Genomic DNA, 13,592 nt, shown 5'->3' with positions numbered 1-13,592 from the left:
CGAGTCCTGCCACAACGATAGCGCCAGGTGGGATGTCTGGGCACAAAAAAAACCCGCCGAAGCGGGTTTTTTCTGAAGCACATCACATCAGGCGATTTCAGCGAAGCACTCTTCGATGATAGCCAGGCCTTTGTCCAGCAGTGCGTCTTCAGCGGTCAGCGGAACCAGAATACGCAGGACGTTGCCGTAGGTGCCGCAGGACAGCAGGATCAGGCCCTTCTCGCGAGCCTTGGCGACAACCTGGCCAACAGCAGCAGCGTTCGGGGTGTGAGTGCCTTTCTCGAAGACTTCGACAGCGACCATCGAGCCCAGACCACGGACGTCACCGATGATCGGGTACTTCTTCTGGATTTCGCGCAGGCCAGTGGTCAGGCGCTCACCCACAGCTTTGCTGCGGTCCAGCAGTTTCTCTTCTTCGAACACTTCGATCACGGCCAGGGCCGCGGCGCAAGCGATCGGCGAACCGGCGTAGGTGCCGCCCAGGCCGCCCGGAGCGATGGCGTCCATGTACTCGGCCTTGCCGCACACACCGGCCAGCGGGAAGCCGCCAGCGATGGATTTGGCGAAGGTGGTCAGGTCAGGCGCAACGCCCATCTGTTCCATGGCGAAGAAGGTGCCAGTACGGCCAGCGCCGGTCTGTACTTCGTCGGCGATCAGCAGGATGCCGTGCTGGTCGCACAGGGCGCGCAGGCGCTGCATCAGCTCTTTCGGCGCTGGCAGGAAGCCGCCTTCGCCTTGTACCGGCTCGAGGATGATCGCGGCGATGTCGCGCGGCTCGGCGTCGTTCTTGAAGATGCGCTCGACCGAGGCGATGGCGTCGTCAACGCTGATGCCGTGCAGTTCGCTCGGGAACAGGGCGCGGAAGATGCCACCTGGCATCAGGCCCATGCCAGCGGAGTACGGCACGACCTTGCCGGTCAGGCCCAGGGTCATCATGGTACGGCCGTGGTAGCCGCCGGTGAAGGCGATGACGCCAGCGCGGCCAGTGGCGGCACGGGCGATCTTGACGGCGTTTTCAACGGCTTCGGAGCCGGTGGTGACCAGCAGGGTCTTCTTGTCGAAGTTGCCAGGGACCAGCTTGTTGATCTTTTCGCACAGCTCTACATAGGGTTCGTAGGCCAGCACCTGGAAGCAGGTGTGGCTGACCTTGGTCAGCTGCTCTTGCACGGCCGCAACCACTTTCGGGTGCAGGTGGCCGGTGTTCAGTACTGCGATGCCGCCGGCGAAGTCGATCAGTTCGCGGCCTTCAACGTCGATCACGGTCGAGTTCTTCGCGGTATCGACGAAGATCGGGTGGATCTGGCCAACGCCACGTGGGACGGCGGCGACACGACGTTGCATCAAGGATTCGTTGGTCTTGCTCATAATGCCCTCATTGCGCCGGTCTGGAGTGGCGCTTTTATTCGGGGGTGGCTGGGAGTGCTCGCGAACAGTATTCGTTGATCGACTGCCGTGAACGCCCTGGCCACCAGGTACTGCGATGTAAAAAAGGCCAGCGAGACGTCGCTCTCGCGCCCCGCTGGCAGAGGTAAAGCCGTTACCGTGCGATCAGACGCTGATGCACAGGTATTTGATTTCGAGGTAGTCCTCGATACCGTACTTGGAACCTTCGCGGCCCAGGCCCGAAGCCTTGATGCCACCGAACGGTGCTACTTCGTTGGAAATCAGGCCGGTGTTGATACCCACCATGCCGTATTCCAGGGCTTCGGCAACACGGAACACACGGCTCATGTCGCGGGCGTAGAAGTACGAGGCCAGGCCGAACTCGGTGTCGTTGGACATGGCGATGACTTCGGCCTCGTCCTTGAAGCGGAACAGCGGCGCCAGCGGGCCGAAGGTCTCTTCCTTGGCGACGGCAGCGGTCTTCGGTACGTCGACCAGAATGGTCGGCTCGAAGAAGTTGCCTTCGATGATCTTGCCACCGGACAGGACCTTGGCGCCTTTGCCAACGGCGTCTTCGATGTGCTCCTGGACCTTGGCGACAGCCTTGCCGTCGATCAGCGGGCCAGTGGTGGTGCCTTCTTCCAGGCCGTTACCGATCTTCAGCTTGGCAACCGCGGCAGCCAGCTTCTGGGCGAACGCGTCGTAGACGCCGTCCTGCACGTAGATACGGTTGGCGCAGACGCAGGTCTGACCGTTGTTGCGGTACTTGGAGATGATCGCGCCCTCGACCGCCTTGTCCAGATCGGCGTCGTCGAACACGATGAACGGGGCGTTGCCACCCAGCTCCAGGGAAACCTTCTTGATGTCCTTGGCGCATTCTTCCATCAGCTGGCGACCGATTTCGGTCGAGCCGGTGAAGGACAGCTTGCGAACCAGGGAGTTGCCGGTCAGTTCACCGCCAACTTCGCCAGCGCTGCCGGTAACCACGCTCAGCACGCCAGCCGGGATGCCGGCACGGTGGGCCAGTTCGACCAGAGCCAGGGCGGAGTATGGGGTCTGCGAGGCAGGCTTGAGCACCATGGTGCAGCCAGCGGCCAGGGCCGGGCCGGCTTTACGGGTGATCATGGCGGCCGGGAAGTTCCACGGGGTGATGGCCGCGGTAACGCCGATTGGCTGCTTGATGACGATCAGGCGCTTGTCTGGCTGGTGGCCCGGGATGGTGTCACCGTAGACGCGCTTGGCTTCTTCGGCGAACCACTCGATGAACGAAGCGGCGTAGGCGATTTCGCCCTTGGCTTCGGCCAGCGGCTTGCCTTGTTCGGTGGTCATCAGGCGAGCCAGGTCGTCCTGGTTCTCGATCATCAGTTCGAACCAGCGACGCAGCTTGGCCGAACGCTCCTTGGCGGTCAGGGCACGCCAGGCCGGCAGGGCCTTGTCGGCGGCTTCGATGGCGCGGCGGGTTTCCGCGGTGCCCATCTTCGGCACGGTACCGATGACTTCACCAGTGGCCGGGTTGGTGACCTTGATGGTCTGGCCGTTGTCCGCATCCAGCCACTCACCATTGATGTAGGCTTGCTGGCGGAACAACTGAGCGTCTTTGAGCTGCATGTCGGCTTCCCGAATTGTTGATTGTTGAAAAGCGCCCAAGGCAGGGCATCGAGCGTTTGAAATCTCAAACGAATGCTAAGCGGCTGCTGGGGTGTTGGACAATAGGCTGTTCGAAAAAAAGAACGAATGGTTGAACACCCTGGCGGAAATTTCATCATTTGCATAATGGCAACGGGCCTCTTCGCGGGCACGCCCGCTCCCACAAGTACCCCACCGGTTTCGAACTCGGTGCAGTACCTGTGGGAGCGGGCGTGCCTGCGAAGAGGCCAGTACAGGTTAGACGAACGCGCTGACGGAAATGTGATGGGAGGACCGACGGCCCTCCCGGAAGGGGCGGATCAGAAGGCCTTCGCCAGGTCGATCACCAAGGCGCGGTAACCCACACTGCCCGGCTGTCGGCTGTGCACCTTCAGCTCCACCAGCACCTCCTGGGTCCCGCGCCGCACCTCGTTGAGCACGGTGGTGGTCAGTTTCTCCGGGGTCAGGAAGTTCACCGACGCCGAGTAGATGAACTGGGTGTCGGTCTCCGGCCGGTAGGCCACCACCGAGGTCACCGGGCTGTACCACTCGTCGCCGCGCTCCTTGCCGTATTCCCATACCTGCTCGACCGTGCCCTTGGCCTCGTCGATACGGTACTCCACCGCCCTGCTGTAGTTGCCGGTCAGCCTGGTTGGCGCAAAGTCGCGGCCCCAGCCGTTGTCGAACACGGTCAGCGTGCCTTTGCCGGTCAGCCAGGCGGTATGCTGGGTCCACGACCAGTCGAAGCTTTCGCTCGCCACCGGCGTCAGTACTTTCTTGCGCAGACGCTCAGGCCAGCCTTGGGGCGAGGCGAGAATCCACTTCACCTGCTTGTCGCGGCCTATCTTCACCACGCCCTGATGCCGTGCTGAAACGATGATGCTGTCGTCATCAGCGTCGTAGTCGATGGCATTGACGTGTGCCCAGTTACGCCCGGTGCCCACCCCCGGAGTGTCACCAAAGGGCAAGTCGCCCTCGGCCAGTTCGTTGGCCAGCCGTTCGTCCTGTTTCTGCACCCCGGGCGGCAACTGGATGGCTGCCTTGCCCAAGGTTTCCAGCAGGTCGCCACGGTACGGGTCGAGGATCTGGTTGAGGTCCCAGAAGTCCAGCACATCACCGGCCTCGTTGACCTCGATGATGTGGTCGCGGATCGAGCGCACGCGCTTGCCGTCGGGCCGGCGATAGTCGCTGGTGCCCACCCGCAGCAGGTAGGTGCCATTGGCGGTCTCGCGGATTTCATGGGAGAAATCGGCAAACTTGTCGGGCAGCGTGCGTTGCCAGATGCGCCGGCCCAGCAGGTCGTACTTGGAATAGGTCTGGCCCTGCCCCCAGATCAGCTTGCCGTCGCGGGTCTGCTGGAAGCCCATGGTGCCACCCAGGCCATCACGGCGGTTGGAGTCGTGGATCTGCTCGATGTCCAGGTACCAGCGCACGTCGCCATTGCTGTCGGCGATCCAGTTGTTGCCCACCTGGTCCCATTCCGCCGCACCGCCCTGGGCATTCCACTTGAAGGCACGACCGCCCGGGATGTCCCCCAGCAGGTGGTTGAACAGGTACAGGCGCTTTTCAAAACCTGGCGCTACCTTGACCGGCCGCACCTCAGGCAAGGCGGCGGTCTGCCTGGCCACCACCGGCAGGCGCACCGCTGGTGCGTAGATCTGGTACTGCTCGCGGATACGCTCGCCGTCGAACTTGTAGGTCACTTCCACCTGGTTGACGTGATCCGGGTACAGGCCGAATACCGGGATACCGCCGTAGGTCCACAACGAGCGGTCGGACACCTCGTAGGCGATGTCCACACCGCGCTCGCCCCGCCCCAACACGCGTACGTGCGCAGCACTCAGGCTGCGCCCACCGTCGCGAATGATCGCGGTCAGCGGCGCCAGGCGATACGGGTTGACTACCACGTCGCCGAGCAGCGCCTCGTCACGCTCGGGGACCTTGGCGGTCAGGCAGGCGCCTTCAGGCAATGCAGGGGTTTCGGTCTTGGCATTCATGGCAAAGCTCCTTGTGCTCAGAAGTCGTAACGGGCGGTGGCGCCGAAAGTGCGCGGGGTGCCAAGCACGCCGGCATAGCCACCGTTGGCGGAGTTCCACAGGCTGGTGAAGTAGGTCTTGTCGCCGGCGTTCTTCACCCACAGCGACAGGTCGACCACGCCGTCGCCCTGGTCCAGGCGCACACCGGCGGAAAGGTTGACCAGCGCGTAGCTGGGGATCTGGCCGAAATCGGAATCGTCGATGGTGCCCACCGCCTTCGAGCGGAAGGCGTAACTGGCGGTGACATAGGGTTCGATGTGCTCGCTGGCCTGCCACTTGTACTGGGTGTTCAGGTTGGCGATGTACTTGGAGGCACCGACCACCTGGTGGCCGGACAGGTCGCAGGTGGCAGTGGCATTGGCCAGGCTCACTTCAGGCGGGCATGGGGCGTCCTTGTAATCTGTGTAACGCACGTCGTTCCACGAGCCGTTGAAGTTGACCGTGAGGCCGCGCACCGGCAGCGCCGTGGCTTCGAACTCCAGGCCACGCGAGCGCACGCTGCCGGCGTTGGCCAGGTACTGCACGCGGTTGATCTGGTCGTAGACGTTGGCCTGGTAGCCATGCACTTCGGCCCAGAACAGGTTGGTATTGAGTTGCAGGCGGTCGTCGAACAGCGAGCTTTTCAAGCCGACTTCGGCGTTGTTGACCCGCTCGGTGCCGACCAGCAGCGAGTCGGTGCCCAGCCGTGGCGCAGCGCCAACGGTAAGGTTGATGCCGCCAGACTTCTCGCCGTGGGTCAGGGTGGCGTAGCCCAGCAACTGCTCGTTGAAGCGGTAGCTCAGGCCCAGCAGGCCGGAGGGGCTGAAACTGTACTGGTTGAGATCACCTGAGTCGTAGGCCCCTACCCGGCCCTGGCGCGCTGCTGCGGCGGCCCCGGTTACTGCTGCGCCACCGGTTGGTGCATCGCGGGTCACCCAGGCGCTCTTTTCTTCGTAGGTGCCGCGAATGCCGGCGGTGAAGTCCAGACGGTCGGTGAGGTGCCAGGTACCCTGGGCAAACAGGGCATAGCTGTCGGTATCGATATGGCCGTTGCCGATGGTGTCGACGTTGGCCAGGGCACCGGCCGGGGTGAGGTTCCAGATGTCCGCCTGCGGCCCGTAGAACGTGAAGGATTTGTTGTCCAGGTCCTGCTTGAAGTAGTACGCGCCCAGCACGTAGTCGAAGGCACCACCGGTGGGTGAGGCCAAACGGATCTCCTGGGAATACTGCTTGTCGCGCACCGATACCCCGGCGCTGTAGAACACCGGCACGTTGAGGCCGTCATCGTTGCGCGGGGTGAAGTCCCACCAGCGGTAGGCGGTGATCGAGGTCAGGGTGAAGTCGTTGGGCAAGGTCCAGTTGGCCTCCACCGAGGTACCGCCCTGGAACACCGTCACTTGCTGGTCGGCGTCGAAGTTGACCTTGCGGTGCTTGCCCGACACCAGCGTCGCGCCAGCCTGGGCGGCCAGGCTTTCGTAGCGGTTGACGCCATTGATGGTCGGCCCGGTGCTGTACAGGCTGAGGATGCCATTGTCGGAATCTTCTTCGTTGTATTCGCCGATCCAGCGCAGGTTGAAGGTTTCGCTCGGCTTGAACAGCAGCTGGGTACGAAAGCCCTGGCGCTTGCCGCCGTTGAGGTCGTCGCCGTTGTGGACGTTCTTCACATAGCCGTCGTCCTCGGTGCGATAGGCGCTGATGCGCCCGGCCAGCGTGTCGCTGATCGGCCCCGAGAAGCTGCCTTGGGTTTGCAGGTAGCCGTGTTCACCAATCGACTGCTGGATGCTGCCCTCGCGGTGGAAGGTGGGCTTGCGCGTGGTGATGTTGAGCACGCCGGCGGTGGTGTTCTTGCCGAACAGCGTGCCTTGCGGGCCGCGCAGCACTTCCAGTTGCTCCACATCCAGCAGGTCGAACACCGCCATGCCGGGGCGGCCGAGGTAGACGTTGTCCAGGTAGATGCCGACGCTGCCTTCCAGGCCATCGCTGGCCGGGTTGTTGCCCAGACCACGAATCGAGATGCTCGACTGGCGGGCATGAACGTAAGCGACGTTGGTGCTGGGCACCAGTTGCTGCAGGTCCTGCACGCGGTAGATGCGCTGGCTTTCCAGGGTTTCGCTGTCGAGCACGCTGATCGGCGTGGGCACGCTTTGCGCGGTTTCTTCGCGGCGGCGGGCGTTGACCGTGACAGTGCCGAGCTTGGCTTCCTGCTCCACCGCCGGGGTGGCACTGACCGGCTCTTCGGCGAAGCTGGCAGAGGACGCCGCCAGCAGTACGCCGGCAGCCAAGGGTTGCAAGGTGAAACGCGACGCGCGCGCAGGCCAACGGGAAACTCCGGACATGCAAATGCTCCTTGAGGCATGGGCCCTGGCGAGCATTTCCGTTGGCGGAACCGAATCGCGGTCAGTCGGGCTTATATTCTTTTAGGCGATATAAATATTTGTAATTCATATTTTGTGGAATAAGTGACTCCCTTTATAAGGGGGCTAACCCTTGTCAGCAATTGCATTCGACCGAAAGTTTCAATGTAAAAAATGCATATCGATCTCCGTCAGCTGCGCCACTACATTGCCCTTGTCGAGCACCGCAGCTTCGTTGCTGCGGCGGCGGCGGTGAACCTGTCGCAATCAGCGTTCAGCCGCAGCATCCAGACCCTCGAGCACAACATCGGCTGCCGCCTGGTGGACCGCGCCAGCAAGGAGCTGGCGCCAACCCGCCAGGGCTTGCTGGTGCTGGAGCATTCGCGGCGGCTGGTGCATGGCGCGCACAACCTGGTCAACGAGATTCACCAGTTCAATGGCGCCACCACCGGCGTGGTGCGCTTCGGTTCCGGGCCGGCGCCGGCCGGGGGGCTGGTACCGCGGGCGGTGGCACGCTTCGTCGCCGAATACCCCGCGGCGCGTACCTGCTTCCAGGTGGATAACTGGCAGGCGCTGAACCGCAAGCTGGTTGCCGAGGAGATCGAGTTCTTCGTCGCAGACACCCGTCAGTTCGAGTCCGACCCGGACTACCAGGTGCACAAGCTGGCGCCGCAGCGCTGGCATTTCTGCTGCCGCGTCGGGCACCCGTTGACCGAGCGCGAAAGCGTGCGGGCGCGTGACTTGTTCGACTACCCCCTGGCCACTACCTTCCGCCCGCCGAACATCCGCAAGATCCTCAGCGACCTCAGCGGGCGGCAGGATTTTCTGCCGACGGTGGAGTGCGAGCATGGCTATGCATTGCTGAATGTGGTGATGCATTCGGACACCATCGGCATTGCCTGCAATGCCAATTTGCGGCCGTATCAGCGTGACGGGGGATTGGTGGCATTGCAGCTGGCCGACCTGACGGTGGAGCAGGAGGAAGCGTTCTACACCCGGTATGGGGTGGTGAGCCGGGTGGGGTATGGGCTATCGCCGTTGGCTCAGGGGCTGGTCAGGCAGTTGATTGCCTGCGATACCGAGGTGTGACCGACGGGGCACCCCTGTGGGAGCGGGTTTACCCGCGAATACGATGGCGAATTCATTGACGCATTCGCGGGTAAACCCGCTCCCACTGGGTCTTCTACATCCCTCAACCTTTGCGGGTTGTCCGGCTCAACTGGCCATCCACCCCGACCGGCACTTCACCAGCCAGGGTCACCCGCCGCACCACACGTGGCTGGGTGCCGTAATCATCCACCGCATAATGCTGCGTCGCGCGGTTATCCCAGATTGCCACGTCCCCCGCCTGCCAGCGCCAGCGAACCGTGTTCTCCAGCCGCGTCACATGCCCTTGCAGCACCGCGAACAGGTGTTGTGAATCCGCCAGCGAATAACCTTTGATGCGCTTCACGAAGTGCCCCAGCTGCAGCACCCGCTCGCCACTGATCGGGTGCACGCGCACCACCGGGTGCTCGGTCTCGTACACCGTGGAGGTGAACACTTTGCGATAGCGCTCCAGCTTGGCCGCGTCCACGTCGGGCTTCGCGCTGGCGTAATCGTATTCGTTGCTGTGCACCGCCCACAGTTTGTCGGCCAGCTCGCGCAGCGGCTCGGGCAGCTCCTGGTACGCCGTGGCGGTGTTGGCCCACACAGTGTCGCCACCGGATGCCGGCGCCACCACGCTGCGCAGGATCGAGGCCTTGGGGTAGGCATCGACGAAGGTCACGTCGGTGTGCCAGGAGTTGGCCCGCTGGCCTTCGGCGCCATCGAGCTGCAACAGGTAACTGGTGCCGTCGACCACCGGCACGGTGGGGTGGGCGACCGGCTCGCCGAGCAGCTTGGCGAAGGCTTCCTGGCTTTGGTCATCCAGGTGGGTCTGGCCACGGAAGAAGATCACCTTGTGCTTCACCAGCGCGGCCTGGATGGCATCGAGGGTGGCGGCATCAAGGTCGGCGGACAATTGCACCCCGCGAATTTCGGCGCCGATACGGCCGGCAACAGGGTGAATGTCGAGTTCGAGGGTTTGTGGCGCGGAGGCCAGGGCAGCGTTGCTCATGGTCGTGTCCTTGCGGTCATTGTCGGGGCTTTGGGATTCAGCGGGCGGCCTGCACGGCCTGATTCTGTTGCAGGGCGGCATCGAGGAAGCGGGGTTCGATCCAGTCGGCCACCTGGAAGCCACGGCGGATCAGGCGCTCCTTGGCGGCCAGGTCCACGCCCTGTTGCAACTGGCCGACGAATTCGGCGTCCAGCCGTGGATCGAAGTAATGGGCCAGGTCTTCCGTGGCCAGGTCGTCGCTGAGGATGCTGCGCGGCCAGTTGGCATTACTGGCCACCAGTTCGACGTAGGCCTCGCGGTTGTGTTCGTCGCGCAGCCAGGCGCTGGCCTGTTGCTGGGCATTGACCAGGCGCTGTACCAGCTCGGGGTATTTGCGGATGAAATCACCAGTACCCAACAGCACCGCCTGGGTACTGCCGGCACCTGCCAGGTCACGTGAGTTGACCGGCAGCTCTACCAGCCCGCGCTCGCGTAGCGACAGCAGGTTGGACAGCCCCCAGGTGGCGTCGATCTGCTTGGCGGCCAGTGCGGCATTGGCGGCGTTGAAGTCCAGGTTGATCACCTTCAGCTCGCGCTCGCTAAGCCCCTGGCTGGCCAGGGCGCTGGCGAACGACAGCTGGTTGGCGGTGCCACGGAACACCGCCACGCGCTTGCCCTTGAGGTCGTGCAGGGTCTTGATGCCGGAACCGGGCACCACGCCCAGGTAGCTCTTCACCCCACGTACGCCCGCCGACAGCACGCGGGTGTCCAGGCCGTTGGCCTTGCCGACGATGGCGGCCAGGTCGCCGAGGTAGGCGAAATCGGCCTGGCCGTTGGCCAACGCTTCGTTCACCACCGGCCCGGCGCCCTTGAAGAAGTGCCAGTCGATGCGAATGCCGTCCTTGGCGAACTCCTTCTCCAGCAGTTGCTGGTCACGCAGCACGTCGACCACGCCACCGGCGCTGGGCTTGCTGCCCGCGCTGAGGTCGGGCACGGCGATGCGGATGCTTGCGGGCTTGGCCGGTTCAGCCGCGTGGGCGCTGAGGGTGAAGGCCAGCCCGAGGGCGGTGATCAGGTGGCGCAGCGGGGTTTTCATGGCAAGGCTCCTTGGCAGGCTGCCACCGGCGATGGCCGGCGCTTTGGCCAGAAGCTAGGCAGGTCTGGTTAGAACCTACAAAGATCAAAACTTCATTCTTCAGTAACTGGAAGGCATAAATCAGGCGGCATGCGGGCCTGCGGCTGGCTTGCGGAAAATGCATGGAAAATATGAGGAAAACGCAACGGCGAGAGGCTTCCGTATGCATGAAGCGCATGCTCTTATCTCTTGAAAGTCATTTTTTGGAATTTTTAATTCCCTAAATGAATAATCTAACAACGCTTCGAGAGATGGCCGATGAATGGAATTCTGAGCAGAGGTCGGGGATGGCTCCGGGGGTCGCTACGCGACCCTTTCGCGACGCAAGGCCGCTCCCACAAGGATCGCGCCCGCTTGTTGCCCTGGGTCTTGCCTGTGCTGGTTGCGCTGCTGTGGGTAGTGGCCAGCCGGGAGCACTGGATGAGCGAGCAGATTCTGCCGGCGCCAGCATTGGTATGGCAGAGCGCGGTGGAGTTTGGTTCCGGCGAGCTGTGGGGGCACCTGTGGATAAGCTTGCAGCGGTTGTTCTGGGGGCTGGCGGTCGGCATCGGCAGCGGGTTGCTGCTGGGGGTCTGGCTGGGTGCTTCGCGGCGGGCGCAGACGTTGGTGCTGCCGACCTTCGTGGCACTGGCACAGATTCCTACCCTGGCCTGGATCCCGTTGTTCATGCTGTTCTTCGGGATCGGCGAGTTGCTCAAGCTGGTGGTGCTGGTGAAAGCCGTGGTGGTCCCCGTTACCTTGCACACGCTGGTCGGTGTACGGGATGCCCAGCCCAAGCTGCGAGAGGCCGCTGCGGTGCTGCGCCTGCCTCGCCATCTACTGTTCCTGCGCCTGCTGCTGCCGGCTGCCCTGCCCGCCTTCCTCACCGGCGTACGCCTGGCCCTGGCCACCGGCTGGACCTCACTACTGGCGGTCGAACTGCTGGCCTCCAGCGAAGGGATTGGCTACCTGATGGTCTGGGGACGACAGCTGTTCATGCTCGACCTGGTGCTGCTGTGCATCCTGGTGATCGGCCTGGTCGGCGCACTGCTGGAGCACGGCTTCTCGGCCCTGGAAAAGCGCCTGCTGTACTGGCCGCAAGCGGCCACAGGGGAGCAGCACCGTGGCCCCGTGCCGCGGGGTTGGCAAAGCCTGCTGCTGCCACTGGCACTGTTGGCCCTGTGGCAGGCCAGCAGCAGCTTTGGCTGGGTCGACAGCAACATCCTGACCTCGCCACTTGAAGTGTTGCGTACTCTGCTGACCGGCCTGGCCGATGGTTCGCTGCCGCAAGCCTTGCTGCTGAGTCTGCAGCGCGCTTTGGCCGGCTTGCTGCTGGGCGGTAGCGCTGGCTTGCTGGTCGGTTTGCTGTTGGGGCTTTCGGCCAATGCCGAACGTATCTTCGGGCCCAGCCTGTCGGCATTGCGTCAGGTGGCGCTGTTTGCCTGGGTGCCGCTGCTCACGGCCTGGTTCGGCCTGGGTGAAGGGGCCAAGCTGGTATTCGTCGGCATGGCTGCGTTCTTCCCTTTGCTGATCGCCACCCAGCGCGGCATCGCCAGCCTCTCGCCGCAGCTGGGTGAAGCCGCGCGCACCCTGCGCCTGAACCTGTGGCAACGCCTGCGCCTGCTGGTGCTGCCCGGCGCAGCCCCGGCCATTTTTGCGGGCCTGCGCCTGTCGCTGATCTACGCCTGGCTGGGCACCATCGGCGCCGAATACTTCATGCCCTCAGACGGCGGCATCGCCAGCCTGATGATCGGCGCCCAGCAACTGTTCCGCATGGACCAGGTAATGGCCGCCATGCTGTTGATCGGCCTGATCGGCGCCCTGCTCGGCACCCTTGGACAACGCCTCGAATCACGCGCCACGCGCTGGAGAACCGCATGAACGCCTTCAACACCTCGCACCTGCACGCGGCCAACCAGCCCGATGCCACCCCACCCCTGGTCAGCTTCGAGGGGGTCGGCAAAGTGTTCAGCGTCGATGGCCAGCCGCTGGAAGCCATCCGCAACTTCAACCTGTCGATCAACCAAGGCGAATTCATCGCCATCGTCGGCGCTTCCGGCTGTGGCAAGTCCACCCTGTTGCGCCTGCTGGTAGGGCTGGATACCGACTACAGCGGCAACATCCGTGTCGACGGCCACACTGTCAGCGGCATTGGTAGCGAACGCGGCATCGTGTTTCAGGAACACCGGCTATTCCCCTGGCTGAGCGTGGAACAGAACATTGCCCTGGGCCTGGTCAACGAACCGCTAACCCAGGGTGAACGCGCGCGGCGGGTACACGAGTTCGTGCAACTCGTGGGACTGGTCGGCTTCGAGTCGGCCTACCCACACCAGCTGTCCGGCGGCATGGCCCAGCGCGTGGCGATTGCCCGAGGCCTGGTAGCCAGCCCGCGGATCCTGCTGCTCGACGAGCCGTTCGGCGCGCTGGATGCACTGACCCGCCAGCAACTGCAGGACGAGCTGCTGGCCATTCGCGAACGGGCAGGTATCACAACGTTGCTGGTGACCCACGATGCCGAGGAGGCGACATATCTGGCTGATCGGGTTGTGGTGCTGGAGCCACGTCCTGGCAGGATCAAGTCGGTCATCGAGATCGATCTGCCACACCCACGGTTGCGTACGGGCGTGGCACTGCACGGGCTGCGCGAGAAGGTGCTGCACCAGATTACCGGCGACGGGGGCTACCTGCCGTTGCCAGCGCGCCGGGTGGAAGGCCTGCGGCCAGAGCTGATCGCACTTTGAACCGAACGGCATGGCCAACTCGGTCGGCAGGTAAAAACGGCTACAGATCAAGGCGATGGACGCCATCGGATCAGATGGGTATCATGCGTGCGCGTTGCACTCGTAGCTCAGCTGGATAGAGTACTGCCCTCCGAAGGCAGGGGTCGTGGGTTCGAATCCCGCCGAGTGCGCCATATAAAAAAGCCCTGGGCCTGTGCCCGGGGCTTTTTCGTTTGTGCGACATGTCGCGTTTCTGGCACTCCCGTACCACCGGTCATTGGTGTTAGCGTGGGCGTCTTCCCG

Annotated in this window: 9 protein-coding genes and 1 tRNA gene; 4 read left to right on the top strand and 6 right to left on the bottom strand. The window is 63.5% G+C overall.

Annotated features, from left to right (window positions below; genetic code table 11):
• Positions 1-87: 87 nt before the first annotated feature.
• From gabT to ACIQYU_RS20785, 4 genes are all read right to left on the bottom strand, one after another.
• Positions 88-1,365, bottom strand: a complete 1,278-nt coding sequence (gene gabT / locus ACIQYU_RS20800) for a 4-aminobutyrate--2-oxoglutarate transaminase (protein WP_063914434.1) — start codon at positions 1,363-1,365, stop codon at positions 88-90.
• 183 nt (positions 1,366-1,548) lie between these two features.
• Positions 1,549-2,991: an NADP-dependent succinate-semialdehyde dehydrogenase gene (gabD, locus tag ACIQYU_RS20795; protein ID WP_015268576.1), complete on the bottom strand. Its 1,443-nt coding sequence runs from the start codon at positions 2,989-2,991 to the stop codon at positions 1,549-1,551.
• Positions 2,992-3,329: 338 nt separating this feature from the next.
• A complete protein-coding gene (locus ACIQYU_RS20790) occupies positions 3,330-5,006 on the bottom strand; it encodes an aryl-sulfate sulfotransferase (RefSeq protein WP_343586178.1) in 1,677 nt (558 codons plus the stop codon).
• Between the two features lie 17 nt (positions 5,007-5,023).
• The gene (locus tag ACIQYU_RS20785; RefSeq protein ID WP_402801918.1) at positions 5,024-7,396 is read right to left on the bottom strand and encodes a TonB-dependent receptor; all 2,373 of its coding nucleotides are present in this window, start codon (positions 7,394-7,396) and stop codon (positions 5,024-5,026) included.
• A gap of 156 nt (positions 7,397-7,552) precedes the next feature.
• Between ACIQYU_RS20785 and ACIQYU_RS20780 the strand changes: the two genes are divergently transcribed.
• Complete coding sequence (locus tag ACIQYU_RS20780) at positions 7,553-8,467, top strand: LysR family transcriptional regulator (RefSeq protein ID WP_196183392.1); 915 nt, start codon at positions 7,553-7,555, stop codon at positions 8,465-8,467.
• A 103-nt stretch (positions 8,468-8,570) separates the two neighbouring features.
• On the opposite strand, the gene ACIQYU_RS20775 is transcribed toward ACIQYU_RS20780, so the two are convergent.
• Entirely contained in the window at positions 8,571-9,476 is a 906-nt protein-coding gene (locus ACIQYU_RS20775; protein WP_233688047.1) for a TauD/TfdA family dioxygenase, read from the bottom strand.
• A 37-nt stretch (positions 9,477-9,513) separates the two neighbouring features.
• Positions 9,514-10,551, bottom strand: a complete 1,038-nt coding sequence (locus tag ACIQYU_RS20770) for an ABC transporter substrate-binding protein (protein ID WP_207833082.1) — start codon at positions 10,549-10,551, stop codon at positions 9,514-9,516.
• 297 nt (positions 10,552-10,848) lie between these two features.
• Between ACIQYU_RS20770 and ACIQYU_RS20765 the strand changes: the two genes are divergently transcribed.
• The 3 genes from ACIQYU_RS20765 (at position 10,849) to ACIQYU_RS20755 (ending at position 13,483) form a co-directional block, all read left to right on the top strand.
• Complete coding sequence (locus tag ACIQYU_RS20765; RefSeq protein WP_402801912.1) at positions 10,849-12,450, top strand: ABC transporter permease; 1,602 nt, start codon at positions 10,849-10,851, stop codon at positions 12,448-12,450.
• Positions 12,447-13,310 carry an ABC transporter ATP-binding protein gene (locus tag ACIQYU_RS20760; RefSeq protein WP_207833080.1) on the top strand — a complete coding sequence of 288 codons (864 nt, stop codon included), beginning with the start codon at positions 12,447-12,449 and terminating at the stop codon, positions 13,308-13,310. The genes ACIQYU_RS20765 and ACIQYU_RS20760 overlap by 4 nt, the downstream gene beginning before the upstream one ends.
• Before the next feature lie 96 nt (positions 13,311-13,406).
• Positions 13,407-13,483, top strand: a tRNA-Arg gene (locus tag ACIQYU_RS20755).
• The last annotated feature ends 109 nt before the right edge of the window (positions 13,484-13,592 follow it).

The organism is Pseudomonas sp. NPDC096925 (assembly GCF_044762545.1).
GTDB lineage: Bacteria > Pseudomonadota > Gammaproteobacteria > Pseudomonadales > Pseudomonadaceae > Aquipseudomonas.
Note: the sequence above shows the minus strand (reverse complement) of the source record. Positions and strands in the feature narration are given on the sequence as shown.

Excerpts from the sequence above, each read along its gene's own strand:
- ACIQYU_RS20760 (WP_207833080.1), top strand. The coding sequence starts at position 12,447 with ATGAACGCCTTCAACACCTCGCACCTGCACGCGGCCAACCAGCCCGAT.
- ACIQYU_RS20765 (WP_402801912.1), top strand. The coding sequence starts at position 10,849 with ATGAATGGAATTCTGAGCAGAGGTCGGGGATGGCTCCGGGGGTCGCTA.
- ACIQYU_RS20785 (WP_402801918.1), bottom strand. The coding sequence starts at position 7,396 with ATGCTCGCCAGGGCCCATGCCTCAAGGAGCATTTGCATGTCCGGAGTT.
- ACIQYU_RS20780 (WP_196183392.1), top strand. The coding sequence starts at position 7,553 with ATGCATATCGATCTCCGTCAGCTGCGCCACTACATTGCCCTTGTCGAG.
- gabD (WP_015268576.1), bottom strand. The coding sequence starts at position 2,991 with ATGCAGCTCAAAGACGCTCAGTTGTTCCGCCAGCAAGCCTACATCAAT.
- gabT (WP_063914434.1), bottom strand. The coding sequence starts at position 1,365 with ATGAGCAAGACCAACGAATCCTTGATGCAACGTCGTGTCGCCGCCGTC.
- ACIQYU_RS20775 (WP_233688047.1), bottom strand. The coding sequence starts at position 9,476 with ATGAGCAACGCTGCCCTGGCCTCCGCGCCACAAACCCTCGAACTCGAC.
- ACIQYU_RS20790 (WP_343586178.1), bottom strand. The coding sequence starts at position 5,006 with ATGAATGCCAAGACCGAAACCCCTGCATTGCCTGAAGGCGCCTGCCTG.
- ACIQYU_RS20770 (WP_207833082.1), bottom strand. The coding sequence starts at position 10,551 with ATGAAAACCCCGCTGCGCCACCTGATCACCGCCCTCGGGCTGGCCTTC.